A 16741-nucleotide genomic window follows, 5' to 3' on the forward strand; every position below is an offset into this window, starting at 1 on the left:
TTCTTGAAACGGGCAATCGAAAAAGCCAAAGCAGTTTTGCTTTTTCATCCATTTTGCAAACGTGTGCAAAAATGTCTTGCCAGATTGTCGCAGCGCCGTTTAGCCTAACTTTCAAGTTAACTGTGGGGGAATCATGGCCGAGATCCAATTGCGCAATCTGTCCAAACGCTGGGGCAGTTTTGTTGGTGTTCAAAACTTTGATCTGACCATCGGCAACGAAGAGTTTCTGGTGCTGCTTGGGCCTTCGGGCTGTGGCAAGACCACTACCATGCGTATGATTGCGGGGCTGGAAGACATCACCGAAGGCGAGATTATCATCGACGGTAAAGTTGTGAACGATCTGGAGCCCAAGGACCGTGACGTGGCCATGGTGTTCCAATCCTACGGCCTCTACCCGCATATGAACGTCTATGAAAATATCCGATTTCCGTTGAAGGTGCGCAAAGTAGATCCTGCCACCCATGACGAACGGGTGCGCCGGGCCTCTGCTATGGTGGAGCTGGACGAATTTTTGCACCGCAAGCCTGCAGAACTGTCCGGCGGTCAACGTCAGCGGGTGGCATTGGCCCGTGCGATCGTGCGTGAACCCAATGTGTTCTTGATGGATGAACCGCTGTCCAATCTGGATGCCAAGCTGCGCGTGTCGACCCGCGCACAGATCAAGAACCTGAGCCACGAATTGAAGGTCACAACTGTCTATGTGACCCATGACCAGATCGAAGCCATGACACTGGCCGATCGCGTGGTGGTTATGTCAAAAGGCATCGTGCAGCAGGTTGGCACCCCAACCGACATCTACGACATGCCGGCAAACACCTTTGTGGCCAGCTTCATCGGCTCACCCGCTATGAACCTTGTGGATGGCACGCTGTCGGGTGGCACATTTACGGCCAAAGACATTGAAATCAGCGGGCTCACAGGCCCTGACGGCCCCGTGACTTTGGGGTTCCGCGCCGAAGACGCCAGCGTCAGCGACGGACCCGCGCAAGTGAACGCCAATGTGTACTCGATGGAACTGCTGGGCGATGCGACCATGGTCACGATCCGGGCAGGGGGTGCTATGCTCAGTGTCAAAGCCCACAAGGAGTACCGGTCTGAAATCGGCGATGCTGTGTCCTACAGCGTTCCATCAGAAATTTGCCACCTGTTCGATGCAACATCAGGTGAGCGGATCGGGGACTAACCCCAAATCAACGGCCCGTAACAGCGGGTCAAAAACGATGTGGCCTTGCAAGACACATCACTTAAATCAGGGAGAGACTTGAATGTTTCTGAAAAAAGTTGCGGCTGGTGTCGCACTCTCAATCGCAGCGTCGGCTGCAATGGCGGACGGTCACGCGAAATGTGACATCGCCGAAGGCCGCGTCAGCATCGTGGGCAACGAATTCCCAGCCATCCAGACTGTTGGTGCGGGTGCGGTTGCTTGTGCAAACGACAACGTCGAAGTGAAAACAAACCTCACAGCGGATCACCAAAAGATTAATCTGGCGGGCATGTCCACAACACCTGCTGAATACACGTCTGCGATCGTTGCGAATTCGTCCATTGTGGCGTTGATGAACGAAGATGTTGTGCGCCCATTGGATGATCTGGTCGAAAAATACGGCCAAAACCTGAAGAAAAACCAGCTGATCACGGTAAACGGTCAAGTGATGGCTGTGGCCTTCATGGCGAACGCGCAGCACCTTGTATATCGCGCAGACGTTCTGGAAAAAGCCGGCGTTGCTGTGCCAACCACATATGAAGAAATGCTGGCAGGCGCTGAAAAAATCAAATCCATGGGGTTGATGGAAAACCCGTTGGGTGGCGCGTACAAAGCAGGCTGGAACCTGGCGCAAGAATTCACGAACATGTACATCGGTCACGATGGTGAGTTTTTCAAAGCAGGGTCTGCCGAAGTCACAATCAATAACGACAAAGGCATCGCCACGCTGGAAATGCTCAAGTCGCTGACGGCTTACATGAACCCCGACTATCTGACACATGATTCCAACGCGACAAGCGCGGAATGGAAAGCTGGCAATGTGGCGATGATGAACATGTGGGGATCACGTGTTGGTCCTTTGCAAGATCCTGAGGGTGCCGCAGACGGTGTTGCAAACACAACAAAAGTCGCAGGCCCAATGACAGTAGCAGGTGGATCGACACCGGCAACAACACTGTGGTGGGACGGCTGGACAGTGTCCAAAAACATCTCTGATGCAGATGCGTCCGCAACATTTCAGGCGCTGACAGCCGCAATTGACCCAAGCATCCTGAACGAAGAAACGTCATCTCAGGCGGTTTGGTTGTTGGACGGTTACGAGCCAACAGACCAAGCGGCAGGCGTCTTCGCAGCCGCACAGTCCGGTTCTGTGCCTTACCCGATGTTGCCATACCAAGGCTTGTTGCACACTGCTTTGGGGGCGGAATTGCCTGACTTCCTGACAGGCAAAGAAGACGCGGCCAAAACTTTGGCTGATGTTGAAGCGGCCTATGCGGCGGCAGCAAAAGAACAGGGCTTCTTGAAGTAAGACGCCTTACGCGGAGGGCTGTAACGGCCCTCCGTTCCCTCACTATGATTTCAACCGACCTTTGATGGAACAAGGCACATGAAGCACAAGACATTCTTTTGGTTCTTCCTGCCCACGGGCCTTGCGATGCTATTGTTTATCGCCCTTCCCATTGTGTCGGTGGTCCTGCAATCGCTGTTTGTGGAACACGAAGCCGTATTGGCCGTGGTCGAGAATTGCGGCCCGTTCGGGTGCAAGCAGGAAACAACAATTGATCAATCCGCAACCGAAGCTTTGCGCGCGGCCAGCCCGCTGGGGCAATTTGCAGGGTTGGATATCTATTTCAATCGCGGCCACCTTGCCACCGCCGAAGTCGCGGACGCATGGCGCACGCGTTCGGGTCTTGGCAGTTTTCTGGCCACGATCAACAATCTGCCATTCTACCGCGCGATGTCCTTCACGCTGGTTTATACGTTCACGGTGACGCCATTGCTGATCATGCTTGGATTTGCCATCGCCGTTGGTGTGAATTCCCTACACCGCCACCTTAAAGGCCTTGTGATCTTCTTTTCGTTGCTGCCAATGATTGTGACGCCGCTGATCGGGTCACTGATCCTGTTCTGGATGATCGACAGCCGGGGTATTTTAGGATCTGCCATCCAATGGCTTGCCGACGATCCGACGCTTTCGCTTAAGGCCTCAACGGGACTGACATGGGCGATGCTGATCGTTTACGGTGTGTGGCATTCAGCGCCCTTTGCCTTTGTTGTCTTTTACGCAGGTCTGCAAACGTTGCCCAAAGACACGCTGGAATCCGCCATGATCGACGGGGCGTCGCGTTGGGAACAAATCCGCTATGTTGTGATCCCACATCTGATGCCGCTTGTCACTTTTGTGATGCTGATCCAGTTGATGGACAACTTCCGTGTGCTTGAACCCATCGTGGGGTTCAGCGCAGAGGCCCATGCCACCTCGCTGAGTTGGATTATCCTGAACGATCTTGGTGGCGAAACACGTCTTTTGTCTTCTGCCGCCGCGACATCTGTTTTGACGATCATCGGGGTGTCGATCCTGCTGTCACCCGTTCTTGTGCGCACATGGCGCGACTTTCATTCGAAGGCTGAATAAATGTCATCCAAAGCCACACAACAACCGACATACATGCGTGTTCTGGTCTATGCCTTTGTGGCGTTCTGGCTGATCATTGCGGCGTTTCCCTTCCTTTGGACGCTTTGGGGGTCCTTCAAGGTCGAGCTGGACTTCTTTTCGATTGCGGATTGGACAAACGCGCTGACAGGGGAACGCACGCAAGAGGTTCATGGGTCTGCCTTCACCGGCGACGGCTATGAGGGCGCGTGGGTGCAAGAAAGATTTTGGAAAGCGGTTCTGAACACCTTTATCGTGTGCTTCTTTGTGGTGACGATTTCGCTGACGTTTGGCACATTGGGTGGCTACGCGCTGTCGCGATCGGGCCACAACTATACGTTCTGGCTGCTGATGGCGGCATTGATTGCACGTGCGATGCCACAGATCACGCTGGTTTCGGGCTACCTTCTGCCGTTCTTTGAATGGAACCTTTGGGGGTATCTGCCCACATCCATCATTGTGCTGGTGGCCATCAACCAGCCCTTCACATTGTGGATGCTGCATTCCTTCTTCCAGAAAATCCCGAAAGATTTGGACGAATCCGCCAAAGTCGACGGCTGCACGCAATTCCAAGCCTTCCGCCATGCCATCATGCCGGTGATGTGGCCCGGAGTGATCACCACGGGGCTGTTCAGCTTTCTGCTGGCCTACAACGACTTTGCGGTGACAACGATGCTATTAAGCAAAGAAAACCAAACAATGGTGCCGAAAATCGCAAGCTTTCTGGGAACCACCCAAACCGAAGGCAACGTGATGTTTGCGGTTGCGGCTGTTGTGTCGGCGACGGTGCCATTGTTCATTCTTGTCATGTTTTTCCAGCGCCAGATTGTGTCTGGTCTGACGGCTGGCGCTGTCAAAGGGTAATGAAAGACTTTTTGGTCATAGGTGCCGGTTCCGCCGGCTGTGTCCTTGCGGCTGAGCTTGCGCGGCGCGGGGCAGGGTCGGTGGCTGTGCTAGAGGCGGGCCCGTCCGAGCGTCATCCGCTGGTGTCGATGCCTTTTGGTTTGGTCTGGCTGATGGGGGGCGCGCGTGACTGGCGGTATAAATCCGCGCGGCTGTCCGATGCAGGGGGACGCCAGATCAACATTCCACGGGGAAAAATAGTGGGTGGATCCGGGTCGATCAATTCGATGGTTTGGTTCAGAGGGCGCAAAAGCGACTTCGACAATTGGGACATTTCGGGCTGGTCCTTTGCCGATGTGGAACACGCGTTTGAAGCGGTTGAAGCACGTCTGCAACCCACGCGCATGCAAGGCGCACATCCGTTGGCGGAAGGGCTGGCCCCGATGCTTGGCTCTAATCGCGACGCTGTACCCACCCCGGAATACGAAAGCGCAGGCGTTCTGGCCCACAACATGCTGCACACGCGACGCCATTCGGCGGCCGATGCCTATTTGCGACCCTCCGGCGTTGAGATTGTCACCGGCGTCGAAGTGGATCGTCTGATTTGGGACGGCGATCATGCTGTTGGCGTCCTTTTGGTGGATGGCACGGAAATCCGCGCCCGCAAAGGTGTGGTTATGTGTGCAGGGTCATTGGCGACACCCGCAATCCTGATGCGGTCCGGTGTCGGGCCACAAGATGAGCTGAACCAGCATGACATCGACACACGCGTCGATGCGCCAGAGATTGGCCAAAACCTGCATGACCATCCGGGCGTTGGGCTGCACTTTGAAGGGGCTGGCACAGGCTACGGGCTTGAACCGCGCCAATGGCTCAGTTGGGCTGTGGCCCCTTGGCGATACTACAACGGAAACGGTGGACGCCTTGCGTCCCCGACCTGCGAAGGCGGTGCGTTTTTCAACGCGCGTGGCACGGGGGCGATGCCGGATGTGCAAAGCCATTTCATCCCGTTTCATCTGGACAGTCGCGGCAAACGCTATGCGTTAAAATCTGGCTATTTTGCAGATGTATGTGTGTGTCGGCCAAAGTCGCGCGGGCAGCTTCGCCTGACGTCCAAAGATCCCAAAGCTGCGCCGTTTATCGATCTTGGGCTTTTGTCCGATCCGCGTGACCTCGATACGCTGGTGGCGGGCCTGACACGCTTGCGGGCTTTGCTGGCGCTTGCTGATTTTGGGTCAAGACGTGGCCGCGAGGTGCATCCGGGTGTCGATATGACGGGCGATGCGCTGCGTGAACACGTCCGTAATTCCGTGGGAACCGCGTATCACCCTGTTGGCACTGTGCGCCTTGGTGGTCCGGTTTCAAACCGATTGGCGGTGCATGGCACGCGCGGATTATGGGTCGCTGATGCATCCGTGATGCCGCAAGTCACATCCGCCAACACAAATGCACCGTCGATGATGATCGGCTGGAAAGGTGCCAAATACATAAGCGAGGATGCCGCATGAAAGGCACAAGACCCGAACAAGCCGTGCTGACGCGCGACACTGACATGTCCAAAACGGACGAAACCCGCGCTGTGATCGAAGGCATGGTGGATGGTCTGAACGATCACCGTATCGACGACATTGGGCAATTCTTTGCAGAAACGTTTCGTTGGATGGGGAACACAGGCTGCGGGTCTAAAACGGGTCTGCAGGAGTTTCAAGACAATTGGCAACGCCCGTTTCAGGCCGCCTTCAAAGACAAGGTTTGTGTCGATGAGGCACGACTATACATGGGTGAATGGGCTGCGGCCTTCGGGCGGCAGGAGGCAACCCATGGTGGTGACTTTATGGGGGTGAAAGCTTCGGGTAAGCGCATCGAAATCCGCTACATGGACTTTTGGAAAGTGGAAGACGGGCGCATCACGGACAACTACGTGATGGTCGATTTTCCACATGTGATGGCGCAGCTTGGCGTCGATGTATTCAACGGGATGGGCTGGGAAGCCTATGATCGCGGTGAAAAAACACCGCCCCGCCCCGAGGAGGTGTGAGATGACAATTCAACATTTAAAAACGGCGAAATCGGATGCCGAGCGGGCACAAGACGATGCCAAAACGCGCGCAACTGTAGAGGCGACATTGGCCGATATCGAGGCGCGAGGCGACGTGGCTGTGCGTGAGCTGTCTGAGAAATTCGACAATTATTCGCCAGCATCGTTCAAATTGTCCCAAGCAGAGATCGATGATCTGATTGCGCAACTGACACCACGCGAACTTGCGGATATCAAGTTTGCCCAAGCTCAGGTGCGAAACTTTGCGCAAGCTCAACGCGATTCCATGCTTGATATCGAAGTGGAAACGATGCCGGGCGTGATTTTGGGGCACAAGAATATTCCGGTTCAATCCGTGGGCTGTTATGTGCCTGGCGGTAAATTCCCGATGGTCGCGTCTGCACATATGTCCGTTGCCACGGCGTCCGTGGCCAAGGTGCCGCGCATCATTGCCTGCACACCTCCGTTCAAAGGCAAACCAAACCCTGCCGTGATCGCCGCCATGCACATGGGCGGTGCTCATGAGATTTACGTGATGGGTGGCATTCAGGCGATCGGTGCTATGGCTTTGGGCACGCAAACCATTGATCCCGTGCATATGCTCGTCGGGCCGGGCAACGCCTTTGTGGCCGAAGCCAAACGACAGTTGTTTGGGCGCGTCGGCATCGATTTGTTTGCAGGCCCAACAGAAACGATGGTGATTGCCGATGACACGGTCGATGCCGAACTATGTGCTACAGATTTATTGGGGCAGGCCGAACACGGCTACAATTCACCTGCGGTTTTGTTGACCAATTCGCGCAAACTGGCAGATGAAACGCTGCTGGAGATCGAAAGAATTTTGAAAATTCTTCCCACCGCCGATACGGCCCGCGTGTCTTGGGATGAATACGGCGAAGTGATCCTGTGCGACACCTACGACGAGATGTTGGCCGTGGCCGACGATATCGCATCCGAGCATGTTCAAGTCATGACAGACCGCGATGATTGGTTTTTAGAACATATGACCTGTTACGGGGCATTGTTTCTCGGGCCACGCACGAACGTGTCCAATGGTGATAAAGTGATTGGCACCAACCACACATTGCCCACCAAAAAGGCAGGGCGCTATACAGGTGGCCTTTGGGTTGGTAAATATCTGAAAACGCACAGCTATCAAAAGATCACAACGGATGAGGCTGCGGCTGAAATCGGAGCCTATGGATCGCGATTGTGCATGTTGGAGGGTTTTGTGGGTCATGCAGAGCAATGCAACGTGCGTGTGCGTCGGTATGGTGGTGTGAATGTTCCATACGGTGAAGGTGCCCCTGCGCGTGATGCTGCGGAATGATGCCCCAAGGGGGCTCTGCCCCCAGTCGGGCCTGTGGCCCTCTTTCCCCCGGGATATTTTAGGCAAGAAGAAAACATGGATACTGTGACACTTCATAAAGATCTTATCGCGCCTTGGCGGGCGGCTCTTTATGATTTTGACTTGGTGGGTGCACGTGCAGCTTTGCACAGGCTTTGTGATGCTGATGTCGTGTTCAATCTGTCTTTTCCTTTTGAGACGATCCACGGTGTTGATGCCTTTTTCGATCGTGTGTTTGTTCCGTTGGCTGCAGCATTTGAAGGGCTGGAAGCCCGGGATTATATTCGTGTGGGCGGCCCAACAGACGAAGGCGCACACTGGGTCGGGTGTGCGGGGTCTATCATGGGGCGGTTTTGTCAGCCTTGGCTTGATATTCCCGCCACAAGGCATTTGGCCCATATGCGGTATCATGAATTCTACCGCTTCGAAGGTGGTAAAGTGGTTGAGGTGCAAGCGCTTTGGGACCTTCCCGAATTGATGATGCAAGCGCAGGCATGGCCCATGGCCCCGGGTTTGGGGCGTCATTGGCATGTGCCGGGTCCTGCCACGCAAGATGGATTAAGACCTGGGCCTTATGTCTCTGAAACGTCGCAAGACAGCTGCCGCCATGTTCTTGAAATGCTTGAGTTTCTGGTGAAGCACCCCAGTGAGGGTGGGCCGGAAGTTATGCAAGCTGATCGCTTCTGGCATCCAAATATGAACTGGTACGGGCCTGCTGGCATTGGGTCCTCACGGGGCTTTGAAGCCTTTCGCAATTGGCACCAGATCCCCTTTCTGGCCGCCATGCCGGATCGCGGACAATACCCTGATGAGGCGCATTTTCACTTTTTCGGTGATGGCCCTTACGTGGCGGTGACCGGGTGGCCGAACATGGTGCAGACCCTGACTGGCGACGGTTGGATGGGAATTGCGCCTGCGGGCGCCAAGATATCTCTGCGCAGTCTTGATTTTTGGCGTATCGAGAGGGGATTGATCCGTGAAAACTGGGTCTTGGTTGATTTGCTAAGCCTGTATGATCAGATCGGTGTAGATGTTTTTGCCCGCATGCGGGAATTCAACAAAGCGCGGATTGGATTTGATCCGCAGACAGGACGCAGCCTATGACCGAGCTTCCCCGTACCCCTTCGTTTGATTTGTCCGGCAAGCGTGCCTTGGTCACGGGCGCATCCTCTGGCATTGGACTTGGATGCGCTGTGGCGCTGGCCGAGGCGGGTGCACATGTTGTGTGTGCGGCGCGGCGCGCTGATGTCTTGCAAGCCTCTGTTGATGCGATGCGCACGCAAGGTTGGTCTGCGGACGCTGTTGCCCTGGATCAGGTCGATCTCGCGTCGTTGAGCGCGGCGATGGAAGACCCCTTTGATGTCGTTTTGAACTCTGCCGGACTGGCGCGTCATTCGGCGGCTGTGGACACCACGCCAGACGACTACGATGCCGTGATGGATGTGAACGTAAAGGCTGCTTATTTTCTATCCAGCTATGCCGCCCGTGCCATGATCGCGGCGGGTCGTTCGGGGTCTATCATCCATATCTCAAGCCAGATGGGACATGTGGGCGGGCCGGAACGCGCCGTCTATTGCGCCTCAAAACATGCCATCGAGGGCATGATCAAATCGATGGCGATCGAGTGGGGCAAAAAAGGCATACGCATCAATTCAATCTGCCCGACCTTTATAAGAACGCCCCTGACAGCCCCCACCTTTGATGATCCGGACCGGTTGGCGTGGGTTATGTCGAAGATCAAATTGCCCCGCGTCGGTGAGGTGTCGGACATAATGGGGGCTGCGTTGTTTCTGGCGTCTGACGCCTCTGCCATGGTGACAGGCACCTCGATGTTGATTGACGGGGGTTGGACAGCCGACTGATGCCTGAAAAAGTCACCTCATTCGATGTTGCGGCTAAAGCGGGCGTGTCACGGTCGGCTGTCAGCCGTGTCTTTACGCCGGGTGCTTCGGTGTCCAAAACAACGGCGGAGAAGGTGCGTCTGGCAGCCCGTGAACTGGGGTATCGTCCGAATGTTCTGGCGCGGTCCCTGATTACGGGGCGGTCGCGGATCATCGGGCTGGTGGTGGCCTATCTTGAAAACCAGTTCTACCCTGATGCCATCGAACGCCTAAGCCGCGCTTTGCAGGAACGCGGCTATCATGTGTTGGTCTTTATGGCTGCAAACTCGGGCGCGGAAACCGATGAGGTGATGGAAGAAATCCTTGATTATCAGGTGGATGGCATAATCGTGGCGTCAGTTGGCATGTCCAATGATCTGACGCGCCGCTGCGAGGCCGCAGGCATTCCGATTGTGCTATTTAACCGGGATCAAAACGATGCACGTTTGTCTTCGGTGACGTCGGACAACCATGCAGGCGGGCGGCGTTTGGCCGAATTTCTTGTTGCCGGTGGGCACACCCGCATCGCCCATATCGCAGGCTGGGAAGAGGCATCCACACAACGCGATCGCGAAGCCGGATTTTTGGCAGGGCTTCAGGAGGCAGGGCAAAAACTGTTTGCCCGCAGTGTTGGCGGTTTCAACTTTGAACAGGCGAAAACCTGCGCCCGCGATATGTTCACCCAAGACATAATTCCAGATGCAGTGTTTGTAGCCAACGATCATATGGCATTTGCGGTGATGGATGTGTTGCGTTTTGAACTGGGATTGCGTGTGCCGGAAGATGTATCTGTGGTGGGCTATGATGATGTGACGCTGGCTGCATGGCCCAGCTATGCGCTGACCACGGTGCGCCAACCCGCAACACGAATGGCCGAAGCCGCAGTGGAAATTTTGATGGACCGGCTGCAGGGCCATTCGGACACTGCGCGGCAAATTGTTTTGGACGGACCATTGCAGGTGCGCGGGTCTGCGCGCGTACCAAAAGGATCAAAAGCATGAGTTTGTTTGGTGGGAAATGGGCGGATGTACCGGACTATATTCTGGGCGTCACCAAAGAGATCTGGGAAGACCGCCGCATCCACACGCTACGCGACTACTACGGGGCGGACATTGTGGTGCGGTCCCCTGCGTCTGTGGTGGTGGGCAACGCGGATGTGATCGCCGCAACCATGGCCACGTTGGCAGAGTTTCCGGACCGTGCTTTGTTGGGGGAAGATGTCATCTGGTGCGGGGATGGCGCTGACGGCTATTTGTCGTCTCACCGTTTGATTTCAACAGCGCGTCACACAGCAGACGGCGTCTATGGCACGGCCACGGGTAAAACCATACGCTACCGTATTTTGGCGGATTGCCATGTGCGCGATGGGGTCATTGATGATGAATGGCTGGTACGTGATCAAGCAGCGATTGTGCGCCAATTGGGCACGGATGCCCCAAGCTTTGCACGCAGGTTGATTGCCAAAGAGGGGGGCGCAAAATCATGTGTGGAACCCTATACTGCGGCCAATGATGTGGCCGGACCCTATCAGGGCGCGGGAAACGATGATGCATTGGGGCGGCGCTACGCGGATGTTTTGACGCGCATAATGGGGGCGGATATGGCGGCGGTTTCGCGCGAATACGACCGCGCCGTGATGTCATTTTATCCCGGTGGGGATGTGGGGTATGGCCGCGATCCTGTGGATCAATTCTGGATGTCTCTTCGTGCCAGTTTTCCAGACGCCACATTCAAAATCGACCACGCCATCGGGCGGCATGATCCGTCCATGCCGCCGCGTGCGGCGCTGCGTTGGAGCTTGAATGGAACCCATTCAGGATGGGGGGCTTATGGTGCGCCAACGGGGGCGCAGGTCCACGTTATGGGGATCAGCCATGCGGATTTTGGCAGTCTGGGGGCCGCCGATTTGACCATCCGGCAAGAACATACACTGATAGATGACACCGCGATCTGGAAGCAGATCCACTTGCACACAGGATTGCATGATGACTGAAAGTTTTGACGGGTTTTCCCAGCGCTGGGCAGATTTTCCTGACTATATTCTGGGGATCACCTCGGAAATCTGGGAAGGGCGCGGGATAGGCACTTTGCACGACTATTACGCAAAAGATGTGGTGATGCGCTTTCCCAACGCGTTGGTCACAGGGAACGCGGCGGTGATGTCAGGCACGATGGCCACGTTGGTGGAATTTCCCGACCGTGAATTGCTGGGCGAGGATGTGATCTGGTCGGGGGACGCGGACACAGGATATCTGAGCTCGCATCGCATCGTGACCACAGGTACACATACAGGCCACGGCGTCTTTGGTGCGCCAACGGGAAAACGCTTTGCCATTTCGGTCATTGCGGATTGCGCTGCCAAGGAAAACACCATTTTCGACGAATGGTTGATCCGCGACTACGGCGGTTTGGTCAAACAGCTTGGATTTGATCAAAAGGAATTTGCACGTCAAAGCATCGAGGATGAAGGAGGGGCAGAGGATTGCGTTAAACCCTTCACGCCGGATCAGGACATTGACGGCGGCTATCATGGGCGCGGGAACGACAACGCTTATGGGGCACGATATGCCGACCTTTTGACGCGTATCATGGCGTTTGATTTCAATGTGATCCGCGACGAATACGACCGTGCGGTTCTGGCGGAATACCCAGGGGCCACGACAGTGCGCGGCACGGGCGGGGTTGAGGCGATGTGGATGGGGCTGCGGTCCTCTTTTCCGGATGCCAAATTTGAAATTCATCACCAGATAGGCCGCGAAGATCCGATGATGTCACCGCGTGCTGCATTGCGCTGGTCGTTGACAGGCACCCATTCCGGTTGGGGGGCATTTGGCAAACCAACAGGGGCGCCGGTGCATGTCATGGGCTTAAGCCATGCAGAATTTGGCCCATGGGGATTGCGGCGCGAGACGGCCCTTTATGATGAAATCTCGATCTGGAAACAGATCCTGATGCACACAGGGTAAGCTGGAATGTCACGCTACGACGAAATGATGTTCACCCCTGCCGTGGAAGCGCGCCAAGCCGGTATTGGCGCAAAAGGCAAGTTTGCATCGCGTTACGGACAGCCTGAACGCCTTAATGTCGGCGCGGATGAAATGGATTTTCTGTTGTCACGCACCACGCTTTACATCGCCACGGTCTCAGAAACGGGGTGGCCCTATATTCAGCATCGTGGCGGGCCGTTGGGGTTCATCAAGCAATTGGGTGATACACAGGTGGGCTTTGCCGATTACCGCGGCAATCGCCAGCTGATTTCGGCGGGCAATCTCGACAAGGATGATCGCGTGTCGATTTTTGCTATGGACTATGCCCGTAAAAACCGCCTGAAGCTGCAAGGGCATGCGCAGATGCTGAGTGTTGAAGACAACCCCGAACTGGCCGCGCAGCTGACTTTGATGGATCACCCTGCGCCCGAACGCCTGATGGTGATCGACATCGCCTCTTACGACTGGAATTGCCCCAAATACATCACGCCCCGTTTTGACACAGGCGAGATGACACAATTGATCGGCCCCGAAATCAGCCGCCTTGAAACCCGTATCGCAGAGCTTGAGGCGGAAAACGCTGCTTTGCGCAATGAAGGACCCCAAAAATGACCCCAGCCGAAATGGAAACCCGCATCGTGCGTTACGGCGATCTGCAACCTTGCAAAACCGCCTTTATTGATGCGCATACGCCCGGGTCCGATCAAAAGGAAAACTTCACGATCATTGGCGGTGGGGTGTCGGAATCGCCGGACCAGCATGTGCACATCGGCATCCCGCACGGCTTCAACATCGGTGCTGCAGGCCAACCACCCAAATGCCGCAATTCCTTGCATGACCACCACACTGCCGAAGCGTTTTTTGTGCTAAAAGGCCGGTGGCGTTTCTTTTGGGGCCGGTACGGCGATGCAGGTGAGGTGACGCTGGAAGAAGGCGACATTTTTAATATCCCGACGGGTATTTTTCGCGGCTTTGAAAACATCGGCACCGACTACGGCATGATCATGGCCATCCTTGGCGGTGATGACGCAGGTGGCGGGGTCATGTGGGCGCCTCAGGTCATACAGGATGCGGCTGAACACGGTCTGGTTTTGGGGGAAGACGGTAAACTTTACGACACCAAGCGCCAACAGAAACTGCCAGCAGGTGTTGGCCCAATGGCGGTGATGTCGGACGCGGAATTGGCCAAGCGGCCCGAACCCACAACACGCGATGTCTTGCCCAATCATGTGGCGCGCTATCTGGACATGATGGCGCTGGCAGACCGCAAACCGGTCAAAGTGATCGGAGAACACGGGCTGCTGCGTGACAAGCCGGGCTTTGAGGTAGATTTCATCACGCGCGGCTCCGCGACAGCGGCAAAGCACACGCATAAAGTGCCATCCGTGTTGATGCCCATGCGCGGGCACTGGCGTGTGGACTGGGACGGTGGCAGTGCGACCTTGGCCCCCGGCGACACGATGAGTGTTCCAGAAAACGTGGCACATTCGGCTGTGCCGTCCATGACGGGCGAAGCATCCTTGTATCACATTGTGGCCACCGGTGATCCTGCGGGGCTGACATGGCAGGGTTAGACGCGGATCCGAACGACACCCACGGCGTCTACGAACGGCAGGCGGCGCTTTATGATGCGCAGCGCTCAAAGGCGCTGTTCGAGGCGCGCTGGCTGGCGCGATTTACCGCGGCTTTGCCCGCTGGTGGGCAGGTTCTGGACCTTGGGAGCGGCACGGGCGAGCCGATTGCCCGCTGGTTTATGGCTGAAGGGTTTGATGTCACCGGCGTGGATTTTTCCAACGCCATGCTGGACATCGCCAAAAAACGTTGGCCCGACGGCGACTGGCGCATTGGCGATTTGCGCAGCTTTGAATTGGTGGAACGCTTTGATGGTATCGTGGCGTGGGACAGCTTTTTCCACCTGACGGCAGACGACCAAATTGCCTGCATCGCGCGTATGGCCCGACATTTGAAACCGGGCGGGACGTTGATGCTGACTGTGGGACCCGATGTCGGCGAAGCGTCAGGAACGGTGGGGGGCGAAACCGTCTACCACGCGTCGTTGTCCCCGGCAGGTTACGCGACTTGTCTGGAAGACAATGGCCTCAGATTAACCGGATTTTTGGCAGAAGACCCAGAAACGAACCGCCACACTGTATTGATGGCACGCAAGACTTGAAGGACACACCATGACAATTCTTACAACTTCCGTAGGGTCCATGCCACGCGCGCAAGAGGTGGTGGATTTCATCTTCGCCCGCGAAAATGGCACAACCTTTGATCAAGGCGCATTTGACGCCTGTATGACGCGCAACGTGTCGGCAACCGTGGGTCGCCAAGTGGCGTCTGGCGTCGATATCGTGAGCGATGGCGAAACGTCCAAGATCTCTTATGCGACCTACGTCAAGGACCGCTACACAGGTTTTTCCGGGGACAGCCCCCGCAACGCGCCAGCCGACCTCAAACAATTTCCGACCTTTCTGAAACGTCTGGCCGATGATGGCGGCACCCCCCAATATGCACGCCCCATGTGCACGGGGGATGTCGTGTCCAAGGGGCAGGACGAGCTGAATAAGGACATCGCAAACCTGAAAGCTGCTATGGCAGAGCACGGGGCGCAGCGCGGATTTATGAACGCAGCCAGCCCCGGTGTTATTTCGCTGTTTTTGCAAAACGATCACTACAAAACGCGCGATGCGTATTTGGCCGCCTTGGCCGATGCGATGAAACAGGAATACGAAACGATCGTGGCGGCGGGCCTTGATTTGCAGTTGGATTGTCCCGATCTGGCCTTGTCACGCCACATGCTGTTCAACGACCTGTCGGACGCGGAGTTCTTGAAAATCGCCAACGGCCATGTCGAGGCCCTGAACCACGCCCTACAAGACGTGCCGGAAGAAAAAGTGCGTATCCATATCTGCTGGGGCAACTATGAAGGGCCGCATGTCTGCGACATTGGCATGGACAAGGTGTTCAATACCCTGATGTCCGCCAAGGCACGCTATGTGTTGTTTGAAACGTCGAACCCGCGCCATGCCCACGAATGGACTGTGTTCCGCGATCGCAAGGGCGATATTCCCGATGGCAAGGTGCTGGTGCCAGGCGTCGTCGACACCACCACCAACTTTGTTGAACACCCAGAAGTCGTGGCCCAGCGCATCGAGCGCTTTACAGGGATTGTTGGCAAGGACCGTGTGATTGCAGGCTCTGACTGCGGTTTTGGCACATTTGCAGGGTACGGTGCGGTTGATCCCGAAATCGCCTATGCCAAGTTGAATTCATTGTCCGAAGGGGCGGCTTTGGCCGCAGCCCGCTGATGGATGCCGCGCTGGTTGAGCTTTTGCGCTCTGTCGATACGCCGACGGTTTGCAATGCAATTGAAACGGCCCAAGGCCAGCGCGGGTTCAACGCGTTCACACGGGGCACAATGCTGGCGTCTGATCCTGCCGGCGTCATGGTCGGGTACGCCCGCACTGCCCGCATTCGCGCTTTGGCCCCACCGCAAGAAGCACCGGATGTCATCCGGGCGCGGCGCATGGCCTATTACAAATACATGTCCGAAGGACCACGCCCCGGTGTGTGTGTTGTGCAGGATCTGGACGTGCCCGCGGCCATCGGCGCCTATTGGGGCGAGGTCAATACCAACGTGCACAAAGCGTTCGGGCTGTCGGGCACATTGACAGACGGTGTCATGCGTGACCTTGGCGATGTGGCCGAAGGTTATCCTGTAGTGGCGGGGTCCATCGGACCAAGCCACGGGTTTGTGTATGTGGTGGATTTTGATGCACCGGTGCGCATCCACGGCATGGATGTGGCCCCCGGCGATCTGGTCCATGCTGATCGCCACGGTGGTGTAGTGGTGCCAACAGATGTGATCCCAAAGCTGGCCGATGCAATTGCGTCTATGATGCGGGCGGAAAAGATTGTATTCGATGCCGTCAAAGGCAAACAAATCACATTCGCAGAGTTTGAGACCGCTTGGGCTGCATTTGAAGCTGCACGCACGTAATGCT

Annotated in this window: 17 protein-coding genes; all 17 read left to right on the forward strand. The window is 56.1% G+C overall.

The features are described 5' to 3' along the window. The first annotated feature begins 133 nt into the window (after positions 1-133). Entirely contained in the window at positions 134-1183 is a 1050-nt protein-coding gene (locus tag ASD8599_RS05805; RefSeq protein WP_108827658.1) for an ABC transporter ATP-binding protein, read from the forward strand. 82 nt (positions 1184-1265) lie between these two features. Further along, positions 1266-2513 carry an ABC transporter substrate-binding protein gene (locus tag ASD8599_RS05810; RefSeq protein ID WP_108827659.1) on the forward strand — a complete coding sequence of 416 codons (1248 nt, stop codon included), beginning with the start codon at positions 1266-1268 and terminating at the stop codon, positions 2511-2513. A gap of 78 nt (positions 2514-2591) precedes the next feature. After that, complete coding sequence (locus ASD8599_RS05815; protein WP_108827660.1) at positions 2592-3620, forward strand: carbohydrate ABC transporter permease; 1029 nt, start codon at positions 2592-2594, stop codon at positions 3618-3620. Continuing rightward, on the forward strand, positions 3621-4502 hold the full coding sequence (locus ASD8599_RS05820; protein ID WP_108827661.1) for a carbohydrate ABC transporter permease: 882 nt from the start codon (positions 3621-3623) through the stop codon (positions 4500-4502). Continuing rightward, a complete protein-coding gene (locus ASD8599_RS05825; protein WP_108827662.1) occupies positions 4502-5989 on the forward strand; it encodes a GMC family oxidoreductase in 1488 nt (495 codons plus the stop codon). The genes ASD8599_RS05820 and ASD8599_RS05825 overlap by 1 nt, the downstream gene beginning before the upstream one ends. After that, positions 5986-6519 carry an ester cyclase gene (locus ASD8599_RS05830; RefSeq protein WP_108827663.1) on the forward strand — a complete coding sequence of 178 codons (534 nt, stop codon included), beginning with the start codon at positions 5986-5988 and terminating at the stop codon, positions 6517-6519. Before ASD8599_RS05825 ends, ASD8599_RS05830 begins: the two co-directional genes overlap by 4 nt. Before the next feature lies 1 nt (position 6520). Further along, positions 6521-7849, forward strand: a complete 1329-nt coding sequence (gene hisD, locus ASD8599_RS05835; protein ID WP_108827664.1) for a histidinol dehydrogenase — start codon at positions 6521-6523, stop codon at positions 7847-7849. A 75-nt stretch (positions 7850-7924) separates the two neighbouring features. Further along, entirely contained in the window at positions 7925-8971 is a 1047-nt protein-coding gene (locus ASD8599_RS05840) for an ester cyclase (RefSeq protein ID WP_108827665.1), read from the forward strand. After that, entirely contained in the window at positions 8968-9729 is a 762-nt protein-coding gene (locus tag ASD8599_RS05845; RefSeq protein WP_108827666.1) for an SDR family NAD(P)-dependent oxidoreductase, read from the forward strand. Before ASD8599_RS05840 ends, ASD8599_RS05845 begins: the two co-directional genes overlap by 4 nt. Then, positions 9729-10748, forward strand: coding sequence for a LacI family DNA-binding transcriptional regulator (locus tag ASD8599_RS05850; RefSeq protein WP_108827667.1), 1020 nt, complete (start codon positions 9729-9731; stop codon positions 10746-10748). Before ASD8599_RS05845 ends, ASD8599_RS05850 begins: the two co-directional genes overlap by 1 nt. Next, on the forward strand, positions 10745-11740 hold the full coding sequence (locus tag ASD8599_RS05855; RefSeq protein ID WP_108827668.1) for a nuclear transport factor 2 family protein: 996 nt from the start codon (positions 10745-10747) through the stop codon (positions 11738-11740). Before ASD8599_RS05850 ends, ASD8599_RS05855 begins: the two co-directional genes overlap by 4 nt. Continuing rightward, positions 11733-12713 (forward strand): ester cyclase, encoded by a 981-nt coding sequence (locus ASD8599_RS05860; RefSeq protein WP_108827669.1) that lies wholly within the window; start codon positions 11733-11735, stop codon positions 12711-12713. The genes ASD8599_RS05855 and ASD8599_RS05860 overlap by 8 nt, the downstream gene beginning before the upstream one ends. A 6-nt stretch (positions 12714-12719) precedes the next feature. Beyond that, complete coding sequence (locus ASD8599_RS05865) at positions 12720-13346, forward strand: pyridoxamine 5'-phosphate oxidase family protein (RefSeq protein WP_108827670.1); 627 nt, start codon at positions 12720-12722, stop codon at positions 13344-13346. Further along, on the forward strand, positions 13343-14308 hold the full coding sequence (locus tag ASD8599_RS05870) for a cupin domain-containing protein (protein ID WP_108827671.1): 966 nt from the start codon (positions 13343-13345) through the stop codon (positions 14306-14308). The genes ASD8599_RS05865 and ASD8599_RS05870 overlap by 4 nt, the downstream gene beginning before the upstream one ends. Then, positions 14296-14907 (forward strand): class I SAM-dependent methyltransferase, encoded by a 612-nt coding sequence (locus ASD8599_RS05875; RefSeq protein WP_108827672.1) that lies wholly within the window; start codon positions 14296-14298, stop codon positions 14905-14907. The genes ASD8599_RS05870 and ASD8599_RS05875 overlap by 13 nt, the downstream gene beginning before the upstream one ends. Before the next feature lie 10 nt (positions 14908-14917). Continuing rightward, complete coding sequence (locus ASD8599_RS05880; protein ID WP_108827673.1) at positions 14918-16045, forward strand: cobalamin-independent methionine synthase II family protein; 1128 nt, start codon at positions 14918-14920, stop codon at positions 16043-16045. Next, on the forward strand, positions 16045-16737 hold the full coding sequence (locus tag ASD8599_RS05885; RefSeq protein ID WP_108827674.1) for an RraA family protein: 693 nt from the start codon (positions 16045-16047) through the stop codon (positions 16735-16737). Before ASD8599_RS05880 ends, ASD8599_RS05885 begins: the two co-directional genes overlap by 1 nt. The last annotated feature ends 4 nt before the right edge of the window (positions 16738-16741 follow it).

Source organism: Ascidiaceihabitans donghaensis, from assembly GCF_900302465.1.
Lineage (GTDB): Bacteria > Pseudomonadota > Alphaproteobacteria > Rhodobacterales > Rhodobacteraceae > Ascidiaceihabitans > Ascidiaceihabitans donghaensis.